This window comes from uncultured Brachyspira sp. (assembly GCF_944390845.1).
GTDB lineage: Bacteria > Spirochaetota > Brachyspiria > Brachyspirales > Brachyspiraceae > Brachyspira > Brachyspira pulli.
The window spans coordinates 17,287-38,957 of sequence record NZ_CALXRM010000026.1; the positions used below are offsets into that span (position 1 = coordinate 17,287).

Genomic DNA, 21,671 nt, shown 5'->3' on the forward strand with positions numbered 1-21,671 from the left:
TATGAGTAAGGAGAAGAATAATATGAAAAGATTAAGTATCTTGATAACAATGTTAATTCTAACTGTTGCATTCTTGTTGTTTGCCCAAGATGCGGCTCAAACAGGTGAGCAAACTACTCAAAATCAACAAGGTGAAGGCGGTAATAACTTCGTAACTGAAGCTATCACTAACTATTTAATTGATGATTTTGAATTTGCTAATACTTGGCAAGCTTCTATGCCTAGAGATTATGGTGTAGTTAGTATCATTCGCCGTGAAGGTGGTCCAGCTGACGTAGTAGCTGAAGGTGCAGAAAATAATAAATATATATTAGGTGCTAAAGTAGAGTACTTCAGAACAGGTTATCCTTGGTTCTCTGTTACTCCTCCTAGACCTGTTAAAATCCCTGGTTATACTAAAGAAATTAGTGTTTGGGTAGCTGGTCGTAACCATAATAACAAAATGAGTTTCTATGTTTATGATATAAACGGAAAACCTCAAGCTGTTGGTAACGAAGCTCTTAACTTTATGGGTTGGAAAAACATAACTGTACAAATCCCAGCTAATATCGAACAAGAAGACTTCAGAGGTCAAGTTGAACAAGGTATAAGCTTTATGGGTATCCATGTAAAAGTTGATCCTAGAGATTCTTATGGTAAATATTATATCTACTTCGATCAATTAATGGCTAAGACAGATATGTACTTAGAAACTTACAGAGAAGAAGATGATCCATTAGATACTTGGTAATAACTAGATAACGAATGAATATTAAAGGCGAGGTATTAATTTTAATACTTCGCCTTTTTTATTACTCTAACTTGAAATTAATGCTATTATATATTAAACTATAAAATATTTTTATTAAGAGAGTTTATGATTATGTCGCCTATAAATATATTGTTAATTGTTGGTTTTATATTACTTGTTGTTTACGCTGTTACTAGCAGAATTGTTAATAGAAGACCTGAGAAAGATAAAAAAGAAAATATTGATAATGATGAAAATAATATTGAATAAAGGAATTTTATGGAATTACTTTTATATATAATAATAGCTATTATATGGGGTATAGTAAGTTTAATACAAAAAGTAAATAAAGATGCTAAAAAAACAAATAAATCCCGTACTAATAATCAAAGAAATAGAACTGCAAATAATAAAAATTATAATAAAAATAAAACAGAAGAAGAAATATTTAGAGATCTCAAAAAAAATATGGAGTCTCTAAGAAATTATAGTGAAGATACTTTAAGAAAAAATGTTGAAGATAAAAATGTATATAATACTTCCTATCAAACTTCCGACAATGATATTCAAATGCTTGAGCTTCAGAAAAAATATAATTCTAAAGTTGAGCAAATTAATAATATAAAAAATGATACTGTTTCGGATATGCATATTAATACTGCTCCAACATATAATAGACATGTTAATAATATGCTTTCTTCTTTAGATATAAAAAATGCTATTATATATAATGCTATACTCGAACCTAAAAGAATTAATTATACTAGAATAAGAAAATAGTAAAGTTAGTGAAAATTATAAAATACAGAGAGTAAATAATGGATTCATTTGAAGAATTAATATCTATAATAAAAACTTTAAGAGGAGAAAATGGCTGTGCTTGGGATAAAGTACAAACATTTGATAGTTTAATTCCTTGTTTTTTAGAGGAATCTTATGAACTTGTAGATGCTATAAATAATAAAGATTATGATAATATAAAAGAAGAACTTGGAGATGTACTTTTACATGTGGTGTTCTTTTCTGAACTTGCTAAAGACGAAAATAAATTCAATATAGACGATGTTTGTAAAAATATAAATGAAAAACTTGTGAGAAGACATCCTCATGTTTTTGGTGATAGCAATGTAAAAGATGTATCTGGAATATTAAAGCAATGGGATAAAATAAAGAAAGAAGAAAAAAATACTACTAATGAGGAAGGATTTAAAAGTGTTCTTGACGGAATACCAGAGTCTTTACCTATAATGGAAAAATCTTATAAATTAATGAAAAAAGCAGCTAGTGTTGGTTTTGAATATAAACATACTGATGATTCTTTATCAAAAATAGATGAGGAGCTTTTGGAAGTTAAAGAGGCTTATAAAGAAAATGACAAAGAACATCTTGAGGAAGAAATAGGTGATTTAATTATGACTGTGCTTGATTTTGCACGTATGAATAAAATTAATCCTGTTAATTCATTAATAAAAGTTAATAAAAAATTTAAAAATAGATTCAATTATGTCGAAAAACGTGCTTATGAAATGAATAAAAAATTAGAAGATATGTCATTGGAAGAAATGGATAATCTTTGGAATGAATGTAAAAAACAAGAAAATAAATAATAAAAAAGTTCAACACAAAAATAAAAAAAAAATATATTTATTAAGTAGTAAAACTGTAAATAGAATTATTGTTCTATATTTTGCTATTTTATGACATATTGTGTGTATTATTATTGCAAGAATTAATACTTTATATTATAATTATATAATATAAAAAATGATGGGGTTTATTTGATGCCGATTAATACTAATTTGTACAAAAGATCTAAATTATATGATTTACTTTCAAAAATGGTAAAAAAGAAAGACGATGAAACTTTTGATATGGATGAAAGCACTAAGAAAGTATTGGAAATAATAGATAAGAGTACAGAAGAAGAAGTAAATTATGCTGATAATAAGATAACTTGTTTACATTTGGCAGTGCAGTTGGATCATCCTGATATCGTTTCTGCTTTACTTGCTAAGGGTGCTAATGTAAATGCTATTAATGACAGGGGCGTAAGTCCTTTACATATGGCTATTATTAAAAATCAATCTGAAGAAGTTATTAAAATACTTTTAGATAATGGGGCAGATTATAATAGAGAAGAAGCTAATTTCTCTGCTGTTATGCTTGCTGAAATAATGAATGTCCCTTATATGCATTTATTCAAAAAATAATTTTATCTTTTTAAAGTAATGATTTATATTGGAAATGTTTTTATATTTTTTATAAGGACATTTCCAATAATTATTTTAACTCTATATTATTTATAATAATTAACATCATTTAAAAAAAATGGAAGTTATTATAAACAACTTAATCTTATTTAAAAAATATATTGTCTTTCTATATAAAAAGAATTTGTTTTTAATTTTTTGTATTTAAGATATAGTTTATAAATTTTTTATTATAATATGAATTATTTATTCTTTTGTATATAAAATAAAAGGGTCTATTTTATTATAAAACAGACCCTTATATTTATTATTTTAATGATTATTCAAATATTACTCTTGGTTTTTGATCTATATAATCTTCTGGTATATTATTAAGCTTTTTGATTTGAGATATTAAGGCATCTCTTATATCATTTCCAGTCATAATAATATTTTTTCCTTTTCTTCCTATAGGATTTTTTTCACTATCAACATAACCATCTCCGCCGTCTAAAATATAGTTAGATATTATTATATTGTAATCTTTATTTTCTGTAATATCTTCTCCATTTAATTTAGCAGATATTAATTCTCCATTGGCATTATATTTTATTTCAACACCTCTTGAATATTGTAAGAAACCGCCGCCGCCTCTTTTTGTAGCAGATATTTTTATCATATCAATTAAATCTTTTCCATTTAATGAAAGAGTTACAGCTTGATTATTAAATGGGAAAAATTCATTTTGTATTTTTCCTAAAGTTATATCTCCGGAAGGAAGTGATGTTCTTAATGCCCCAGAGTTTACTATAGCTATATCTATATTATCATAAGAATCTAATACTAAATCACAAGCAAAATTTCCTATAGCCATAGAATTAGTTCTTATTCCATCTTGAGGAAGTTCTACAGGCAAAGTACCTATTCTTACATTAAACTCTTTATCTACAGTTCCTTTCATTTCATCTATGAATGCTAACATATCTTTATCTTGTTCTATAGATTGATCCATTAATACCAATTTATAGTTAAAACTGTCTTTGTCCATTACTCCATTATTAACATTCAAATTTATATTTCCTAAATATTTTCCATAACAGCCGGTTTGTACTATAGGAGTACCGTTTACAATATCAGCTTCTGGTAATTCTGTATGACTATGTCCTCCTATTATTATATCAAATGTATTTGGCATAGCTTCTGCCACTTTTTTATCAACATTATAACCTATATGGCTTAATAATATTGTAACATCATTAGTAGTATTAAGAGGAATTTTTTTCATAAAGTCTTTTAATGCTTGTATTTCTTCTTCAAATACTAAATCTTTTACACTTGAAGCACTGTAAACAGATTCTGTAGTTGTTACTCCTACTATTGCAACATTAAGTCCATTAACATTTGTAACTATATAAGGTGTAGCATAATAACTATTATCAGATTTATTTTTTATATTTATTGAAAGAGTAGGGAATTTTCTTTCTTTCATTATTTCTGTAAAATTGTCAAGTCCGTAATCTACAAAGTGATTTCCTACAGTTGCAGCATCAACACCTATCATATTCATAATGTCAACCTCATCTCTGCCCTGAAATACTGTAGAATAAACGCTTCCAGTAATAGTGTCTCCTGCATGAAGTACTAATACATTTTCATTTGTAGATTTTACTTGTTTTATATATGAAGCCCTTCTGGCAGCTCCATACATATAATTAGTTTCTGGCGGATCAACTTCTTTATTTACTACTTTTTCTTCCTCATCTTTACCATGAGTATCGTTCATATGTATTATAGTAAGATTTCCGCTATTTCCTGATTTCTTTGTTTGCTGATTTGAACATGAAATTAAAAGAATAAAGCTTAATATGAAAACAATATATGATTTTTTTATCATATTAATTCTCCTTAAAATGTTAGAATATGTAAAAATTATATGAAATTTATCATTGTTTTTCAATAGCATAATAGTATAAAATACTTAATTTTTAACCTTATGTAATTATAAAGAGTTTATATTAACATATAAAGGAATTTCTCTGGGTGTAGTATATGGCAATTATAAAGAAAACAGATAAAAAAGATAAAGCAAATACAGTAAAAAAAATAGAAGTAACAAAAGAAGAATTAGAGGCAAAAGAAATACCTTTACTTTTTAGTGTAGTAAATTTTTCATCAAATATACCTATATCAATGTATGCTGACAGTATAGGAATAAAAACTTCAGAATCTTCATATAGAGGAGCAATGAATTCTGAAATAAATAGAAATATCAGCGAAGAATATCTTTTTAACTCCAAAAAATCATCAATAGATTTATCTACAATGCTTGATGTTGTAAGCTATTCATCATTTCCAATAGACGCTTCATTAAGTAATAGAGTATTGTTAGAAGAAGAAGTTCATAAAAAAGGCAATGCTATTAAACTTCCGCCGTATAAGAATTTGAATGCTCCTATAGGTTCAGTTATAAGAGCTAGAAGAAGCAGGAGGGATTTTAAAGGCAAGCCATTAACATTAAATGATTTATCTACTTTGCTTTACTATGGAGATGGAATTTCTGGGGATTTTAATTTTAATCTAAATAAAAATGAATATGGTACAATAACTTTCGGAGATAAATATATATCAAATTTAAGAACTGCACCTTCCGGCGGAGGACTTTATCCTATTTATTTATATATAGCGGCACTTAATATTAATAATCTTGAAAAGGGTATATATAAATATATGCCTTTTACTCATTCTATTGAAAAAATAAAATTATTCAATGATGATGATTTAGAAAATTACTATAATAATAATGTTTTTGGCGGCGGTATAGATTTAAGAAAGGCTGCTTTATCCGTTTATTATGTGTATAGTATATATGAAAACTCAAGAAAATATGGAGATATGGGTCTTCAATTTGCATTGATAGAAACAGGAGAAATAGCAGAGAATATACAGCTTGCTGCATCTGCTTCCGGTATTTTAGCATGCGATATTGGAGGATTTAATAAAACTTTATCCGAAAAATTATTAAATATTGACGGTGTTTCCAATCATGTTTTGCATTTAACTTTGCTTTCAAAATAATTATATTAGTAGGTTGTAAAAATGGCTAAGAAAAATATTAAACTTTATGATAATGTTAGTATTTTCTTCAATTCTGATGATGAAATTAGATTTAGAAAGGGAATATGGAATTTTGAGGAGGCTTCTTTAGGTCTTAATGATTTAAATAACAAAATGAAAGAAGTTATTATATTCATTACTAAAGAATTTTTAGATGATAAAACTATATCTTTTGATGATATAGTAAAGAAATTTTCTCTTGATGAAAAAGATACTAATTTATTGAATGATATTATATCTTCTTTGATTGGAAATAGATTTTTAGAATATGATGATAAAAAGAATAATATGCTTAATATGGTATATGAGCTTATAGGAGAATATTTTTATGATATACCAGATGAAAGCAAGGTTCAAAAAAATAAAGTAATGTTTATAACTGATAATGACAGATTAAAAGATTATGCAAAATTAATGTCAGAGGATATTTATATAAATCTTAAATTTATGGACATTGAAGATATTAAAAAAATAGAGAAATCTAATCTTACAGATACAACCGATGCTATTGAAAGTATTGAAAAGCAAAAAGAATTATTAAAATTATTCGATGATATGTCATGCGTAGTTATAAGTATAGAGAAGCCTAGACTCAATTTGCTTAGAAATATTAATAGGATTTTACTTGAAAAATCAATTCCTATAATTATATCAATATTAGACGGGCCATTTTTGAATATTACTACAATAAAGGGAAAGGAAACCGCTTGTTATGAATGTTTTGAAAATAGGGTAATAGCTAGAAATGAAAGTTTATCAGTTTATAATAAATTCGTTAAACAAACTATGAATTTTAAATCAAACGGTAAAAGAACTTATATAACTCCTATTTTACAGACATTTACTTCTCTTGCATTATATGAAGCATTTTTATTTGCTGCTATAGGTAAATGTAAACTTGCAGGACGTGTTATTAATGTTTATATACCTTTGATAGAAATACAAATTCAGGATTTATTAAGAGTGCCTTTCTGCCCGGCATGCGGACATATAAGCAAAGCTAAATATAATGAAATGTATACTTCTTCAAAAGAAATAATAGAAAAGTTTTCAAGCAAAGTTATAATAAAATAATTTTATTAAGATGAGAATATTATGATTAATTATTACCCAAGCCATAAAAATGTATTAAATAAATATAATTCTATTTGCGGGCATCAAACAGGAATTTTGGATTCTATAATTATAATGCAGGCTAATTCTGTTATTTCTGAAAATATTAATACATGCACAGCAATGCTTCCTAATTATCATAAAATATTATTAGGCGATAATGCAGAAGTTAATTATCATCTTTCAGGTTATGGTATTTACAGAGATGAGGCTATTATTAGATTATTGGGAGAAGGTATTGAAAGATATGCTTTATTTACAGCAAATTTATATTTTGAGGACAAATTAAAATATGCTTCTTATAATCAATTAAAAGAAAAGTATCCTGATAATATAATACCTTTTGAATATGTTAAAATATATAATGATGAAGATTGTAATAAATTAAACAGTATTGGAATTTTAGAAAATATTACAGAAGATGATATATTATCTTGGGTGCTTCTTCCTTCTTTGTTTGATAAGGAAAAAGAGTATTATGTACCGGCACAGAATTTCTTTTTATCTCATATAATCAGAAGGGATAAAAATGAAAAAGTATTTATAGGCGGATTTTCAAAGGGTAGTGCAAGTCATAAAAGTGTTAAATTGGCTTTAAAATCTGCTATAACTGAAATTATAGAATGCGACAGCTGCATGATAAAATGGTATACTGACAGCAAAGTTAAAGAAGTTATTATTGATGATGATATTCTTAATGAAACTATGAATCTTATTTTGAAAGATATTAATTATACAGTAAGAGTTTTTGATTATACAGTTGATTCTAATTTAGGCTATGTATTTACTGTTATGCTTACAAATAAAGATGATAAAACTCCTTATATTGTTGTAGGTGCTTCTTCAGGTCTTAATCCTAAAAAAGTTATATACAGAGCTTTTATGGAGGCTTTGGCAATACTTACATTAAATATAAATGGGCCTTTATCTATGCCTGCTGATTATTTGGAAACTAAATTTGAAAAGAATTATCTTAATCTTGACAGCAATGTTAATTATTGGGCTTCTTTAATTGATAAAGATAAAAAACTGAAATTTATAAATGTCAAAGTTAAAGAAAAAGTACAATTAAAGAAATATAAAAATCTTGAATCAAATACTGATGAAGATTTGGAATATTTATTTAAAGGTCTTTATAATATTTCAAAATATGCAGTTTATTTGGATATTACGCCTTCAGAAATAGCTGACAAAGATTTGCATGTAATGCGTGTATATATTCCGGAGCTCGTTCAAATGTCAATGCCTGCTTTCCCATACAGCAATCATGCTAGAATAATTAAAAATGGAGGAATTTCAAATAATGAATTTCCACACCCATTACCTTAGTGCAGTTCTTGTACTTATGGCTGTTTCTTTTCCAACTTCTTTGATTGGAATATTTTATAAATTGAATTTAGGAAGAATTAATAGTATACTTCCAAATGCTGTAAGTTATCTTTTATTTGTGATAATAGTATTTTTTACTGGGTATATTGGAAGCATTAATTATAATGTTAATATTTATTTTGTGATTTTGGCTTTTATTATGTCTTTTGTATGCATTGGTATAGAAATATTTGAAGGAATGCTGTTTCATTTTATTAAATACAAATTTTGGATTAAAAATATTGAAATTCATAAAATTATAGAAAAGAAGAATATATTTATTGATATTATAATTATATTTATAGGTGCTGTTTGTGAGGAAATAATATTTAGGCAAGTATTTTTCTATATTTTATATAATGTATTGGAAGTGAATATTTTTATTGTTATTATAACAGCATCATTTGTATATTCTATTAATCATATATATTTTGGTGCAAATGCAGTATTTCAAAAGTTTATCGTTGGTATAATATATTCATTATTATTTGTTTATTCTTCTTTTAGTGTGATAGTACCTGCTATTACACATTTTTCGCAGAATATGATTTTATATATATTATCATCAAATAGAAAAGAGAGGCTAAATTGATAATTGCTCATCTTATACCATATATACTTATATCTTTTATATTGGGAATTTTAATTAAGTTCTTAGAGCATAATAATATAATTAATAATATATGCTTTAATTTGATGAATCACAGTAAACTAGAATATAATGAAATGTATGTTTATGTAAGCACTTATATATATTGGATTTTTATGCTGAGTTTTGCTTTAATAATTAGTTTTTTGCATAAACAAAATATTTTATTATATTTACATATAGAGAGGAAATATATTATTTATATTTTTATTAATATTTTTGCGGTAATTTCTTCTTTTGAAATTATTATGGCAATAATAAGTTTATTTAATAAAGATATAAAAACAAATGTTATATTTAATAATATATTATTAGTGCCTTCTATAGATATGCTTTATTCTTCAAGAAGCAATCCTAAATGGATATTAATAATGTTGGCTAGTATAATAAAATGTTTGTTTTTTAACGGAGTAATATATTTAGCTATTAGAAGTAAAATTGAAAGTTTATTTTTTACCATTTTTATAGTAGGTATGTTATTTTCATTGGAAGAGATTTTCAGAGTAACAAGTATTAAACAGGCATTTATATTTATTATAGCTTGTTTCGTTGTTATCACTATTAATGCTCTTACATTTGAGTACAGCGGAAGTTTATTGCCTCCTATAATGGCTAATATATCTTTCACGATGTATTATTTCGGACAATTTGAAAATATGAGAAGATATTAATTTTCTTATGTATTTAATGCATAGGGATTTAATATAAAAAACATCAAAAGGAGTTGTTATATGATTAAATATTCTTCAAAAGTACGCACAACATGTTCTCTAAAAAGCCAATCTGTTGTATTGACTCCTGGAGGATGTTGTTGTTCTTGTTGTTGTTCTTGCTGTGTCAATGTAACAACTACAACAAACAATTAATTTATTATAATAAATAGTTTATAGTAAATTAGTACGCCTGCTGTGTTAATTTTATTAATGCAGCGGGGTTATTTATAATAATATTGAGTTGGTTATAATGGAAACATTGATTAGTGCTAGAAATATAGAAAAGAAATTTAATAATAATGTTATTTTGAAAAATGTTAATTTTAATATAAATAAAGGTGAAATAATAGCACTTGTAGGCCCTAATGGTTCAGGCAAAACAACATTAATCAATATATTATTAGGAATATTAAAAGCCGATAAAGGCGAATTAAAAATAAATATAGATAATTATAAAAAGCATATAGGAGTTCAGCTTCAATCTACACCATTTTTTGAAGGATACAGTGTAAGAGATAATATATTAATGTTTTCAGCTCTTTACGATATAAAAATGAGTAATGAAGAAATAGAAAGCATTACAAAAAAATACGGATTGAATCAGAAAACTCCAGCTATAAAACTTTCAGGAGGTGAACAGAAAAAACTTGCTATAATGATAGCTACTATGCAAAATCCGGACTTACTTATATTTGATGAGCCTACTGCGAGCTTGGATCCTAGAGAAAGGTATAATGTTAAAAACATGTTATTAGAGCTTGTTAAAAATAATAAGACTATACTTTTTACTTCTCATGATTTAGAGGAAGTTGAGGATCTTGCGGGAAAAATAGTATTTTTATATAAAGGGGAGATATTAGAAAGCGGCAGCAAAGAGGAACTTTTAAATAAATATAATTTTGACAGTTTGGAGAAACTTTACCTGCATATTACTAATTATTAATTTTAGTATATACATAAACAACTATATTTTGTCAAAAATAATTTTTTTAATTTAAAATATTTGCAGGGCTTTGCCCCGCACCCCACTTCTTTTGCGACCGCAGGGAGTGCCTGTGGTATTGCCACAAAGAACCTTATATCCTCGATAAACTCGGATACGCTTCGCGAAAGGCTATATTTGGCTTAAATTTAATAAATTATTTTACATGTAAGACAATTTTAGTATGATTTAATACTAATTTTATACTTGCACTTTTTGCAACTTTTTGCGGCGGGAAAAAGTTGATATTATTTTATATAAATATATTAAAAAATTATTATGAAAACGATATTTAAACTCACAATGAAAAAAGCTATAAGAGATCCTTTTCTTATATTTTGGTCTATATTCTTTCCTTTAGTGATAGTTATATCATTGGGACTTTTTTTCAAAATGGAAAGCTACACTGTGCATATACTTACCGCTATGAGCTGTGTGAGTGTGCTTGCCTATTCCTTTATGACTACAAGTTTTAATGTACTTAGTCAGAGAAGGAGAGGAGTTTATAACCTTCTTAAAGTAACACCTCTTCCCTTATACAAATATATTATAAGTTTATCATGTGCTTGGGTGATAATATCTATTATAAGCTGTTTATTTGTATTTTTTGTATGTGCTTTATTTTTTAAAGTGGAATTTTCTTTTGCTTCTATACTTCTGTTTTTACCTGTAATTATATTGGCTTCTTTGCTTTATATATTTATAAGCTTCTTTGTTTCTAGTTTGGTGAAAAATAATGAAACTGCTAGCATATTATATAATATTATTTTGATGGCTTCTATGTTTTTAAGTGACGGATATTATTCTTTATACAATGCTCCAAATATAGTGAAAATTTTAAGCAAATTAAATATTTTTCAGTATTTTTTGAATGCCTTTAGAGGTGCTTTTTATTTTGATTTTCATGCATATTTTATTGGAATAGCTGTACTTTTAGTATGTTTAATAATTGCTTTGATTCTTGCCGTTAATACTTTCAGATATGCTGATAAATAATTATATACTTGTTTTTTAACTAAATTTATAAATTTATTTTTAATGTTTATTTTATATAAAAAATATAGTAATGATTTATTTTTTATATACACCTAAATAACTATATTTTGTTAATTTTTACATTTTTGTAAATGTCATTTTTGTTTATTAATGGTATAAAATATTATTAAGTTTTGTTTGAAATATGAAGTAAAACCAAGATTTGTGTCAAAAATGCAGTCCTTTTGCTTCTTTGGGTCACCAAAAGAAGTAGGGGTTCGGGGACTAGTCCCCGAAAATAATAACAATATAAAAACTAAGTTTGTCTATTGATGCACTTTATGTAAATTTTATCTACTTTTTTGCCGCACACGCTCTGCGGATTTCGTCAAAGTTGCTGCTTCGCGAAAACGCAATTGCTATAACTTTATATTTTAAAAATCTTTATTAAATGTAAAATATAATCTAAATTTAGCCTAAAAATGCAGTCTTTTGCGAAGCGTATCCGAGCCTGTTTAGGATATAGGTTCTCGCCACAGGCGGGTTTTGCCTATACCAATACCGAAAGGTACCTTGCCTACGGCACGCAGAGCGTCGGTAAAAGAACTGAGGTACTGCACTCTGTTTACTTCGTAATGGCAAAGCTCTGAAGATATTTAAAATTTAAACAAATATTTCTAAAAAAGTATATTTGTTTAGGTATATCAATATATATTATAATAATTTTACATATAATTTTATCAGCTAGTGTTTTGAAACAAGTATAAATTATTTTTTTAAGTTATTGACAAAATTCCATATTTATCTTACTTTAAAAAATAAATTATAATTAGTTTAGGGTTAGTATTAATGTATATAGAAAGTGATATAATACGAGGTCATATAGATGCTGTTGTTCTGCATTTTTTGAAAGATAATGATTCTTACGGTTATGAACTTTCTAAATTAATTACTGATAAAACTAATGGAGAATATGAGATTAACGGTCAGACTTTATACAGTGCTATAAGAAGGCTTGAAGGTAAAAAGTTAATAGAAAGTTATTGGGGTGATGAAAGTCAGGGCGGAAGAAGAAAATATTATAAAATTACTGAAGAAGGTAAAAAGTTTTTGCAGGAAGAGAGAGAAATATGGCTGTTCACTAAAAAGATAATAGATAAACTTCTCGATATTGAATAGATATATTAGGCAGAGAAAATATTATGATAGATGATTTTTGTAATGAATTAAAAAATAAATACCCTAATACTCAGAAAATTAGAGATCAAATTGAAGAGCTTAGAAATTATTTATATATGAAAAGCGAAGAGTATATAAATGATTCTAAAGAAGAAGCTTTTGAAAAGGCTCTTAAATCTTTTGGAGATGTAGATTCACTTCTTGAGGAATTATCAAAGGATACAAAAATAATTAGTAAATATAGATTATATTTATTTGTTGGTATTATTGATATTGTTATTGTGGCTTTTTTAAGTTTATTATTATGCTTTATATCTTTGAAAAATAATAATATATCATTTTTTTCTTATATAAATAATTCATTGATTGCTAGTATATTTTTTATTATTTCTGGAATAATTAGTATTTTTTTACTCATACTCATACAATTTATTAATATGCGTAATATATACGAAACGGTAGAATATACTTACAATGATTATAAGATAAATTTAAAATATTCTATAATAGGTTTTGTTATTATATCTATAGCGGTATTTATATTTAATATGTTTTTTAGCCCGCATCATATTTGGTTTGTATTTGTTATTATATACTTTTTATCTTGGCCTTTGACTGTGTTTTTATTTTATCAATTTTTTAAAAATTCTGATAAAAATATTAATAGGAAATGATGATGAATATTAATGAGTTTTATAAAAATATTAAAAAGAAATATCCTAATACCAAAGAAGTTCTTGAGCAATTAGATGAAATAAAAGATATGTTAAATTCCAAAGTTCAGCATTATGTTAAAAATGGAATGAAATATGAAGAAGCCTGCAGTAAATCTATAGATGAGCTTGGCAATATTGATGAAGTTTTTGAAGATATAAGCAAAGATGCCAAAATTGTTCATAATTTATATATAAAAATATTAACAGCTTTAATATCATCTTTTTTTACAGCTATTTTAGCTTTTATTTTTGGTTTGATTGTAGATAATTTAAGTTTTTTTAATGAAACTACTAAAATAGGATACAAACTTACTATGCCTTATTTTTATTTGGTATTGTTTATTTATATAGTGATTTATTCTTTTTGGAATTTTTCTGATAATATAAAGCCTAAAATAAGAAAATACAGTTATGATATATATAAAATTAATTTAAAAAATTCTATTATCGCTGTTATAATTTATTCTGTGATAATGATTATTGTAAATATCATCACATATCAATATAATAATTATTTATGGTTTATTTGGGCTTTCAATGGAATATTGAATTGGACTATTTCTATAATTGCAGATTATCATTTATTTAGAAGTAAGATATTTGAATATGTTTTAAAAAATTAGTTTTATATTGTTATTATTTTTTGTACTAGCCCACAGTTGCTTTGCAAAAGAACATCAAAAAATTGACAAAGTTAAAAAATTTTTAGTATAAGATCTTTTATATACCATTTCTAAATATAGTTTGATTAGTTAGCAGATAGTTTACAGTTCATAAAATGATTTGTTTTTATTATAGAAGTTAAATTTTATAATATTTTACACAAAGTATATTGACAGACATAGTACTTGTGTTATAATAGTAATATAAGATAAATAGTAGGTGTATTGTTTTTATGAAAAGATTGTTATTACTATTTTTTATATTATCAAGTTTCCTTTTTGCTCAGAATGATTTTGTAAATTCAGGTTTCCATTACAGTTATAATTATTTCGGATTTCCATTTTCTGTTGATTTCGGATATGCATATAAAAAGAATTCACATTTTGTATATGTTCCTCGTGTAGGAATAAGTTTTGATTATGGTGCAGAATCATCATTTGGAATATTTGCTAATGTTGGAATGGAATACAGATACAGAAGATTTTTTATAGATTTGAATTATAAGCAAGGAATAACACCTCCATTTGCTACATTCAATTATAAAGATTTGGAATATTACGGACAATTAAGATTAGGTTATTCTTTTGATAATGTCAGTATTTATTATGGTATGAATATAGGTAAAATGTTAACTTCTGAAAGAGAGGTTTACAGATTAAGTTCTATATTTAAAATTAATCAGAGTATTGGTTTAAGTTCTACATTTGTTGATGACGGAGTTAATAAATTAAAATTCAATGCTAGTGTAGGTGCTAGTATTATACCTAATGAAAAGCAGTATTCTTATAATGTTTCAGCTAGTATGCCTTATTCATTCTTCCATTATTGGGGAGAGCTTGGAATTATGCCTTATATAGGATACAGTGCTTATTTTGATAAAAGCGAGAAAAAATATTCTATAGGATTTAAATATTTATATTCTCTTATGATGATGCCTTTATCAAATTTGGAAGCACATGTTAAAAATATGGACTTTCTTACATTTGCCCATTTTGAATATAAATTTTTTATGAGATTTCTTCCATCTGGTTTTAATGATATATACTTAGTTGCTTTTGGTAATGTTGGTTACGGAAAATATTTTGAAGAGAGTATTGATAAAGGTCATTTATTGTATGTAGTAGGAGGTGGAATAGGATATAATCTTTACGGAACAACACCTTTACAATTAACTTTTGGTGTTGATAACAATAAAAGTTTGGTTATGAACTTGATAATAAGTACTATAGTATTTTAATATTTTGGAGTTTGTTATTTATGGCAAATATTAAAAATAAAGTTATATTTTCTTTTTTATGCTTAATATTTTATACAGCATTGAGTTTATCATTTTATTTAATACCTTTTAATTCAAAAGTATTAAGTATAATTGCAGTAATTTGTGCTGCTATATTTAGTATATTTTTTCTGCTTCCTGCATTTTTATATTCTCCTGTTTATTCAATAGTTATTGCTATTTTACATTATATGTTTTTTAGATTGTTTGAAATTATAAGAATGTTTACTATTTTAGATTCTACTCCTGTAACTTTAATTTATATTATGCTTCAAAGTGCTTTGGGTATTATTATGAATGTGATTGGTATTATATTAACTTGCTTAACTATTTATTTTATGAAGAAGTATATTAAAAATAAAGGTCTCAATTTTAATATAAATATGGCTTTAATAACTGCTTTGATAATTGCATTTATAAGATTTGTTATAAGCGGAATATCTCTTTCATCATTCTTTTTGTATTTTGTAATAAATAAGATACCTATTAGTAATGATTTAATAATTCAGCAAATTGTTATTTATGTTGTTTCTGTTATAGTTACTTTTATAGCGGTTATGATTTCTTATTTTATTTATATTAAGATAAAAGACAAACCGTTTTTTTCTAATATGAATAATTTAAATAATAATGAGTAGTTTTTATTGTATTTCGTTTTAAGGAGGATTTAATATGATGAGAAAGACTTTGACAGTTTTATTTTTATCTTTAGTTTTTACTCTTTCAGCTTTTTCATACAGCAAAGAATTTAATGAGCTTTATAACTTGTATTACATGGCTAATACAAATAAAGCTGATGATTTGAATAAGAATATAGAAAAAATGAAGAATGCAAATTTCCCAAAGATAGAAAAACAAACTTATGATAATCTTATTTTGCTTATGGATATATATATGTATCCAAAAAGTAAAAGAGAAGCTTATAAATTATTGAATGATAATATAAAAAAAAATACTCCTCTTTTATCGGAGAAAGATGCTGATTATTTAGCTTCTGTTGCTGATGTGATGAGCGGAGCTATTAATTATTCTTCATTTAATGATGTTATAAAACTTTCAGGCAAGGCAGGGGAGATATATGATAATGCTTTAAAAATCAATGCGAATCATTTTCCTTCACTTTTGGGCAAAGCAATACTTACAGCATACAGTCCTGAATTTGTAGGCGGCGGAATAGACAAAGCAATTCCAATATTTAAAAAGGCTGAAAGCAATGCTAAAGAGAAATGGGAAAAGCATATGGTTTATTTATGGACTTCTCAGGCTTATTTTAAAAATAATGATAAAGCCAATTATGATAAGTACATGAAAATGGCAAAAGATATATTTCCGGAAGGAGCTTTTATCAAAAATGTTATTGATATGAACGCCAAAGGAAAAGGAATGTTTAATTAATATATTTAAGAATTATTATTAAATATACTGATATGTATTGCAATTATATAAAGCTATAGTATTTGCACTTTTTGCAACTTTTTGCGGCGGGAAAAAGTTGAATAAATATAAGGATATTAAAATGTTTAAAACAATTTTTCTTATTTGTAATGTTTTTCTTTTTTATGGAGGACTTTCTAGCGAAGCTGAAGCTGTTATTAATGAAGCATATGCTAAAGTCAGAGAGTATCCTGTTAATTCAACAAAATCATCAGAAAGTACTGCTGATGCCATATTAAAAGAAATAGATAATAAAAATAATGAATACCATTCAGGAGCAAGACTTGTAAGAACGAGTGAAGCCAAAGATCTTTTAAATAGGGTAAAGAACAGCAATTTAAGTGAAGAAGAGAAAATGCATTTAAGTATAGAATGCTACACTCTTTGGGCTAATGTATCCATTGCAAGCGGAACTTTTGAAGAAGATTATAAAACTTTAGGTGAGGTATATAAAAATCTAAAGAAAGATAAAGTTTTCAAAAAAGGCTCTTCAGATATTTATGCTTCATTCGCTAATTTTGCAAACTCATTTACTTCACTTGCTTTTTTTAATAACAAATATCCTTATAGTGTTATAGTTGATATGTATACTTATGCTCGTATGGCATTATTAAAAGATAAAAATAATATAAGGGCAAAACAAGTATATGGAATGTGGCAGATAGCTACTTTAGGTTTTTATAATAATGCTGCATATTATTCTGTAATAAGTTCTTTAAATGATACAAGCAATTTACCAGACTATATGGTTTACAGAGCTTATATTTATAGATCAATGGCATATATGAAAGTAAATGAAACAGATAAGGCTTTTAAAGAATTAGATGAAGCTTTAAAAATGTACCCTAAAGGCTTTTACGGATATTTATTAAAAAGTTCTTATGAAAAAGGTAAGGACGGATTTTTGAGTGCGGAGGGTTCTGACTTCTAATTATGATAAGATGCGAGAGTATTTCAAAGATATATAAAACTAAAGATTATCATATAATTGCAAATAGGAATATAAATTTAGAAATAAAAGACGGTGAAATTGTATGGGTGGCTGGAGTTTCCGGAGCCGGTAAAAGTACATTACTTCATATATTATCAAGTATAGATATTCCTACAGAAGGTTCTGTTTATTGGAATGATAATGAGGTTTCAAAATTAAGCGATAGAGAAAGAAGCAGTTTCAGGCTTTCAAATATAGGACTTATTTTGCAGTCGCTTGAGCTTTTGAAAACTCAGAGTGTATTTGATAATGTGGCATTACCTCTTAAATTTTTAAATGAAAGTTCTTCTAATATAAATAAAAAAGTTGATGAAATATTAGAAAACTTAAAAATAGATAATTTAAAAAAGAAGAAACCAGAACAGCTTTCAGGAGGACAGAAACAGAGAGTTGCAATTGCAAGGGCATTAGTAAGCGAAGCACCTTATATATTCGGCGATGAGATTAGTGCGAATTTGGATACAGAAACAAGCAAATTTATTTATGAATATATAAGAAGCACTATAAAGAAAAGAAACGGCATAGGATTTTTTATTTCGCATGATGAATTGATAGAAGATTATGCGGACAAAAAATATATTATGAGGGAAGGAGATATTCGCCCATGTGGGCAACCCGCACCGTATTGCTAAATATTATAGATAGTACACTATAGGTGCGGCTGATATACATACTGAATATTTTATTAATTTTATGGTTGTAGGCAAATATATAAAATAATTTAGTTTTTCTTACTTTGTAGATTATATAGATGTTATCAACTTTTTTGTCGCACAAAAAAGTTGCAAAAAACGCATATACTACAGTTTAATATTTTAGGAATATGTATAAAATGTGGGTAATACCATAATTTTATGTCAAAATGTAGTTTTTTTGTTTTTTGATGAATCCCTTATGGTGTCAGCAATAGCAGCGTTTGAAAAAGAACAATAATAAAATTTTATTAATAACTATAATGGACAGATAAATGAATATAATAAAATTAGCATTCGATAATCTTTGGTATAATAAAACCAGAACAATTTTAAATATGATACTTATTATAGTGTCTTTCGTATCCCTTATGATGATAAGCGGATATAATAACTTCACGAAAGAAGGTATTATTATAAGCGTTAATACAAGCGGAGGATCTGTTGTAATAGCTGATAAATCTTATTGGGATACAAAAAGCGAAAAAATCAATATGCTTAATAATAACGATTTTGAAGTTATTTATAAAAAACTTGATACTATAAATGAAGTTAATGATTATCAGAAAAAACTTGATATAAGCGGACTTGTAGGTAATGAAAGTAAAAGTAAATTCTTTTCAGGTTATGCCTATGAGAAATCATCAAAAATAATGTCATCAGTTTCTATAAAGGCAGGTACTCCAATATTTGATGATGATATTGATACTATGGTTTTGGGCAAAGATTTGGGAGAGTTTTTTAATATAAATTATGATGATACGCCTTATTTAAATTTGATGACAGATTTCGGCGAGGGTATAAATCTAGGTTCTTTAATGGCTGTTGGGGCAATGTCTTTGAATAATAGTGCTTCTGATGCTATTACTCTTTACTGTCCTCTTAATGCTATGTATGAAGTATTTGGTCTTGAATACGGAAATGCCCATAATTTGTTAGTATATTTAAAAGATTATAAAAAGGCTACTGAAATAAAAAATAGTCTTAATCAATATTTTAATGAAAACAATTTAAATTATGAGGCTAAAGATTGGAAGGATTTGAATGCATTTTTGCTTTCTGTTATTGATATGAATACTAATAATTATTTAATAGCATTATTCATATTAAGCATATTAGTATTTGTTTCAGTTATGCAAATGCTTACAACGAATTTTTTAGAGCGTTTAAATGAATTCGGTACTATGCGTGCATTAGGAATAAATATAAAAAATGTAACTTTGCTTTTATTTTTGGAAATTATTATAATGGCAGTGTTGAGTTCTGTTATTTCAATAATTATTTCTTATGGTGCTTCAGGTATACTTAATGCATCAAACTTTATAATGAAATTTCCAGGTGCTACAGACGGTTATACTTTAAGTTTATTACTAACATTGAAAGGCACTGTTTTAATATTTGCATGGGTATTATCTGTATCAATATTAGCAGGTATTTATCCAATAATAAAGGTTATAAAAATGCCTATAATAGAGGTTATAAAATATGTATGAGACTATAATAAGAATAATGATAATAAGTTTTATTTTATCATATTTGATATTTAATTGTATTGCAGTACTTTCTATGATTTTTGGTGATTATTATTTATTGTAGTTTAGTTATGATTAATGCGAGGTAAAAGTATGCATAAAAGAATAATAAAAATTTTATTTATAATAAGTATTTTATCTTTTAATTTGTACAGTCAGGATATATTTGAAGATTTTGTTAAAATTTATAATAGAGACGGTAAAAGTTATAAGATGTCAGGAACTTTCACTGATATCAAAGACGGTAAAAAGAAAGTTAATAATTTTGATATGATAGTAGGAAAAGATTATAAGCTTATGTATTTGAGAGACAGCAGAAGTCTTTTTTTGGCAAATAAGCAGGGCTTTTTTATTCAAGGCGAGAAACAAAATTCAGCTTTAAAAATTTCGGGAAACTATGTTGTAACTGGTGCTGCGAATATGAATGATTTGATGTCTATAAACTTTATAGATGATTACAAAGTAGAAAAAGTTGTAAGTTCTGAAGAAGTAAATCTAGTAAAGAAAAATAGAAGCGTACCTTATGCCAAAGCAACACTCAAAAAAATTGCAGGCGGTTATAGTATAGATTTTTTTGATAATAGCGGAAAGGCATTAAAGAAGGGAATATATAAAAATAATTCATCTACAGGTTATTTTGATTATATGGAATTTTATAATTTGATTATCAATACAAATACAAGTACAGTATGTAAAATATCAAAGACAGAGCCTTCAAGTTCATCAAGTTCGTATTTCAGAAGCGAGAACATGAAAATGCTATTTAGTTTATTTAAGTAGTTTTATTTTGATAATTTGCTATAATGCTTATTAATAATAGTGAATAAGGTTATTATATGAGTTTATTGGAAGAATTGCTTAATAAATATTGTCCCGACGGCGTGGAATATAAAAAATTAGAAGACTTTTGTTCTTTTATTGCTGGTGGAGATGTTCCAAAAAATAATTTTTCAAAAGAAAAAACAATAAAATTTAATATTCCTATTATTAGTAATGGTATAGGTGATAATGCCTTGTATGGATATACTAATATTGTAAAGATAGATAAACCTTGTATCAGTGTATCTGCAAGGGGAACTATTGGGCATTGTATTTATCATGAAAATCCATTTTATCCTATTGTTAGATTAATATGTATAATACCTAATGATATTTGTACTCCTAAATTTCTAAAATATTTTTTTGATAATACAAATATAGATGTTCCTAAAACTGGTATTCCACAATTAACAATACCTATGGTTAGAAAAATATATGTTCCACTCCCTCCAATAGAAGTACAAAAAGAGATAGTGCGTATATTAGATGAATTCACATTAAAGACTACAGAGTTACAAGAGCTTTTACATAAAGAA

Annotated in this window: 24 protein-coding genes; 23 read left to right on the top strand and 1 reads right to left on the bottom strand. The window is 26.1% G+C overall.

Going from position 1 to position 21,671, the window contains the following annotated elements; all coding sequences use genetic code 11:
• Positions 1 to 22 precede the first annotated feature (22 nt).
• From Q0K52_RS07010 to Q0K52_RS07030, 5 genes are all read left to right on the top strand, one after another.
• Positions 23 to 730, top strand: coding sequence for a flagellar filament outer layer protein FlaA (locus Q0K52_RS07010; protein ID WP_297297893.1), 708 nt, complete (start codon positions 23 to 25; stop codon positions 728 to 730).
• A 126-nt stretch (positions 731 to 856) separates the two neighbouring features.
• On the top strand, positions 857 to 1,000 hold the full coding sequence (locus Q0K52_RS07015) for a hypothetical protein (RefSeq protein WP_297297937.1): 144 nt from the start codon (positions 857 to 859) through the stop codon (positions 998 to 1,000).
• 9 nt (positions 1,001 to 1,009) lie between these two features.
• Positions 1,010 to 1,510 carry a hypothetical protein gene (locus tag Q0K52_RS07020; protein ID WP_297297895.1) on the top strand — a complete coding sequence of 167 codons (501 nt, stop codon included), beginning with the start codon at positions 1,010 to 1,012 and terminating at the stop codon, positions 1,508 to 1,510.
• A 38-nt stretch (positions 1,511 to 1,548) separates the two neighbouring features.
• A complete protein-coding gene (gene mazG, locus Q0K52_RS07025; RefSeq protein ID WP_297297897.1) occupies positions 1,549 to 2,337 on the top strand; it encodes a nucleoside triphosphate pyrophosphohydrolase in 789 nt (262 codons plus the stop codon).
• Positions 2,338 to 2,511: 174 nt separating this feature from the next.
• Positions 2,512 to 2,940 (top strand): ankyrin repeat domain-containing protein, encoded by a 429-nt coding sequence (locus Q0K52_RS07030; RefSeq protein WP_297297899.1) that lies wholly within the window; start codon positions 2,512 to 2,514, stop codon positions 2,938 to 2,940.
• A gap of 319 nt (positions 2,941 to 3,259) precedes the next feature.
• Here Q0K52_RS07030 and Q0K52_RS07035 read toward each other — a convergent pair whose 3' ends face one another.
• Positions 3,260 to 4,813, bottom strand: coding sequence for a bifunctional UDP-sugar hydrolase/5'-nucleotidase (locus Q0K52_RS07035; protein ID WP_297297901.1), 1,554 nt, complete (start codon positions 4,811 to 4,813; stop codon positions 3,260 to 3,262).
• Positions 4,814 to 4,968: 155 nt separating this feature from the next.
• Here Q0K52_RS07035 and Q0K52_RS07040 point away from each other — a divergent pair, with 155 nt between their 5' ends.
• From Q0K52_RS07040 to Q0K52_RS07125, 18 genes are all read left to right on the top strand, one after another.
• Positions 4,969 to 5,994: a SagB/ThcOx family dehydrogenase gene (locus Q0K52_RS07040; protein WP_297297903.1), complete on the top strand. Its 1,026-nt coding sequence runs from the start codon at positions 4,969 to 4,971 to the stop codon at positions 5,992 to 5,994.
• A gap of 21 nt (positions 5,995 to 6,015) precedes the next feature.
• A complete protein-coding gene (locus tag Q0K52_RS07045) occupies positions 6,016 to 7,107 on the top strand; it encodes a streptolysin associated protein SagC (protein ID WP_297297905.1) in 1,092 nt (363 codons plus the stop codon).
• 21 nt (positions 7,108 to 7,128) lie between these two features.
• Complete coding sequence (locus tag Q0K52_RS07050; protein WP_297297907.1) at positions 7,129 to 8,475, top strand: YcaO-like family protein; 1,347 nt, start codon at positions 7,129 to 7,131, stop codon at positions 8,473 to 8,475.
• Positions 8,450 to 9,106 carry a CPBP family intramembrane glutamic endopeptidase gene (locus tag Q0K52_RS07055; RefSeq protein WP_297297909.1) on the top strand — a complete coding sequence of 219 codons (657 nt, stop codon included), beginning with the start codon at positions 8,450 to 8,452 and terminating at the stop codon, positions 9,104 to 9,106. Before Q0K52_RS07050 ends, Q0K52_RS07055 begins: the two co-directional genes overlap by 26 nt.
• Positions 9,103 to 9,834: a hypothetical protein gene (locus tag Q0K52_RS07060; RefSeq protein WP_297297910.1), complete on the top strand. Its 732-nt coding sequence runs from the start codon at positions 9,103 to 9,105 to the stop codon at positions 9,832 to 9,834. The genes Q0K52_RS07055 and Q0K52_RS07060 overlap by 4 nt, the downstream gene beginning before the upstream one ends.
• 292 nt (positions 9,835 to 10,126) lie before the next feature.
• Positions 10,127 to 10,819, top strand: coding sequence for an ABC transporter ATP-binding protein (locus Q0K52_RS07065; RefSeq protein ID WP_297297912.1), 693 nt, complete (start codon positions 10,127 to 10,129; stop codon positions 10,817 to 10,819).
• A 318-nt stretch (positions 10,820 to 11,137) separates the two neighbouring features.
• Entirely contained in the window at positions 11,138 to 11,854 is a 717-nt protein-coding gene (locus Q0K52_RS07070; RefSeq protein WP_297297914.1) for an ABC transporter permease, read from the top strand.
• 828 nt (positions 11,855 to 12,682) lie between these two features.
• Positions 12,683 to 13,012, top strand: a complete 330-nt coding sequence (locus tag Q0K52_RS07075; protein ID WP_014488735.1) for a PadR family transcriptional regulator — start codon at positions 12,683 to 12,685, stop codon at positions 13,010 to 13,012.
• Positions 13,013 to 13,035: 23 nt separating this feature from the next.
• Positions 13,036 to 13,686 carry a permease prefix domain 1-containing protein gene (locus Q0K52_RS07080; protein ID WP_297297915.1) on the top strand — a complete coding sequence of 217 codons (651 nt, stop codon included), beginning with the start codon at positions 13,036 to 13,038 and terminating at the stop codon, positions 13,684 to 13,686.
• A gap of 2 nt (positions 13,687 to 13,688) precedes the next feature.
• Positions 13,689 to 14,351: a permease prefix domain 1-containing protein gene (locus tag Q0K52_RS07085; protein WP_297297917.1), complete on the top strand. Its 663-nt coding sequence runs from the start codon at positions 13,689 to 13,691 to the stop codon at positions 14,349 to 14,351.
• A gap of 272 nt (positions 14,352 to 14,623) precedes the next feature.
• Positions 14,624 to 15,628 carry a hypothetical protein gene (locus Q0K52_RS07090; RefSeq protein WP_297297919.1) on the top strand — a complete coding sequence of 335 codons (1,005 nt, stop codon included), beginning with the start codon at positions 14,624 to 14,626 and terminating at the stop codon, positions 15,626 to 15,628.
• Between the two features lie 20 nt (positions 15,629 to 15,648).
• Positions 15,649 to 16,305 (top strand): NADH:ubiquinone oxidoreductase, encoded by a 657-nt coding sequence (locus tag Q0K52_RS07095; RefSeq protein ID WP_297297921.1) that lies wholly within the window; start codon positions 15,649 to 15,651, stop codon positions 16,303 to 16,305.
• Positions 16,306 to 16,339: 34 nt separating this feature from the next.
• On the top strand, positions 16,340 to 17,062 hold the full coding sequence (locus Q0K52_RS07100) for a hypothetical protein (RefSeq protein WP_297297923.1): 723 nt from the start codon (positions 16,340 to 16,342) through the stop codon (positions 17,060 to 17,062).
• Positions 17,063 to 17,183: 121 nt separating this feature from the next.
• Entirely contained in the window at positions 17,184 to 18,032 is an 849-nt protein-coding gene (locus Q0K52_RS07105) for a hypothetical protein (RefSeq protein WP_297297926.1), read from the top strand.
• 2 nt (positions 18,033 to 18,034) lie between these two features.
• Positions 18,035 to 18,724 (top strand): ABC transporter ATP-binding protein, encoded by a 690-nt coding sequence (locus tag Q0K52_RS07110; RefSeq protein ID WP_297297927.1) that lies wholly within the window; start codon positions 18,035 to 18,037, stop codon positions 18,722 to 18,724.
• Positions 18,725 to 19,059: 335 nt separating this feature from the next.
• A complete protein-coding gene (locus Q0K52_RS07115) occupies positions 19,060 to 20,277 on the top strand; it encodes an FtsX-like permease family protein (protein WP_297297929.1) in 1,218 nt (405 codons plus the stop codon).
• Between the two features lie 132 nt (positions 20,278 to 20,409).
• Positions 20,410 to 21,096 carry a hypothetical protein gene (locus Q0K52_RS07120; RefSeq protein ID WP_297297931.1) on the top strand — a complete coding sequence of 229 codons (687 nt, stop codon included), beginning with the start codon at positions 20,410 to 20,412 and terminating at the stop codon, positions 21,094 to 21,096.
• 56 nt (positions 21,097 to 21,152) lie between these two features.
• The coding region (locus tag Q0K52_RS07125) for a restriction endonuclease subunit S (protein WP_297297933.1) at positions 21,153 to 21,671 on the top strand (519 nt) is incomplete at its 3' end.

Bases quoted from the DNA above. Each gene is read 5' to 3' on its own strand.
- Q0K52_RS07120 (WP_297297931.1), top strand. From the start codon at position 20,410: ATGCATAAAAGAATAATAAAAATTTTATTTATAATAAGTATTTTATCT.
- Q0K52_RS07070 (WP_297297914.1), top strand. From the start codon at position 11,138: ATGAAAACGATATTTAAACTCACAATGAAAAAAGCTATAAGAGATCCT.
- Q0K52_RS07010 (WP_297297893.1), top strand. From the start codon at position 23: ATGAAAAGATTAAGTATCTTGATAACAATGTTAATTCTAACTGTTGCA.
- Q0K52_RS07035 (WP_297297901.1), bottom strand. From the start codon at position 4,813: ATGATAAAAAAATCATATATTGTTTTCATATTAAGCTTTATTCTTTTA.
- Q0K52_RS07095 (WP_297297921.1), top strand. From the start codon at position 15,649: ATGGCAAATATTAAAAATAAAGTTATATTTTCTTTTTTATGCTTAATA.
- Q0K52_RS07115 (WP_297297929.1), top strand. From the start codon at position 19,060: ATGAATATAATAAAATTAGCATTCGATAATCTTTGGTATAATAAAACC.
- Q0K52_RS07030 (WP_297297899.1), top strand. From the start codon at position 2,512: ATGCCGATTAATACTAATTTGTACAAAAGATCTAAATTATATGATTTA.
- Q0K52_RS07090 (WP_297297919.1), top strand. From the start codon at position 14,624: ATGAAAAGATTGTTATTACTATTTTTTATATTATCAAGTTTCCTTTTT.
- Q0K52_RS07020 (WP_297297895.1), top strand. From the start codon at position 1,010: ATGGAATTACTTTTATATATAATAATAGCTATTATATGGGGTATAGTA.
- Q0K52_RS07040 (WP_297297903.1), top strand. From the start codon at position 4,969: ATGGCAATTATAAAGAAAACAGATAAAAAAGATAAAGCAAATACAGTA.
- Q0K52_RS07045 (WP_297297905.1), top strand. From the start codon at position 6,016: ATGGCTAAGAAAAATATTAAACTTTATGATAATGTTAGTATTTTCTTC.
- Q0K52_RS07100 (WP_297297923.1), top strand. From the start codon at position 16,340: ATGATGAGAAAGACTTTGACAGTTTTATTTTTATCTTTAGTTTTTACT.
- Q0K52_RS07110 (WP_297297927.1), top strand. From the start codon at position 18,035: ATGATAAGATGCGAGAGTATTTCAAAGATATATAAAACTAAAGATTAT.
- mazG (WP_297297897.1), top strand. From the start codon at position 1,549: ATGGATTCATTTGAAGAATTAATATCTATAATAAAAACTTTAAGAGGA.
- Q0K52_RS07015 (WP_297297937.1), top strand. From the start codon at position 857: ATGATTATGTCGCCTATAAATATATTGTTAATTGTTGGTTTTATATTA.
- Q0K52_RS07075 (WP_014488735.1), top strand. From the start codon at position 12,683: ATGTATATAGAAAGTGATATAATACGAGGTCATATAGATGCTGTTGTT.
- Q0K52_RS07065 (WP_297297912.1), top strand. From the start codon at position 10,127: ATGGAAACATTGATTAGTGCTAGAAATATAGAAAAGAAATTTAATAAT.
- Q0K52_RS07080 (WP_297297915.1), top strand. From the start codon at position 13,036: ATGATAGATGATTTTTGTAATGAATTAAAAAATAAATACCCTAATACT.
- Q0K52_RS07050 (WP_297297907.1), top strand. From the start codon at position 7,129: ATGATTAATTATTACCCAAGCCATAAAAATGTATTAAATAAATATAAT.
- Q0K52_RS07055 (WP_297297909.1), top strand. From the start codon at position 8,450: ATGAATTTCCACACCCATTACCTTAGTGCAGTTCTTGTACTTATGGCT.
- Q0K52_RS07085 (WP_297297917.1), top strand. From the start codon at position 13,689: ATGAATATTAATGAGTTTTATAAAAATATTAAAAAGAAATATCCTAAT.
- Q0K52_RS07105 (WP_297297926.1), top strand. From the start codon at position 17,184: ATGTTTAAAACAATTTTTCTTATTTGTAATGTTTTTCTTTTTTATGGA.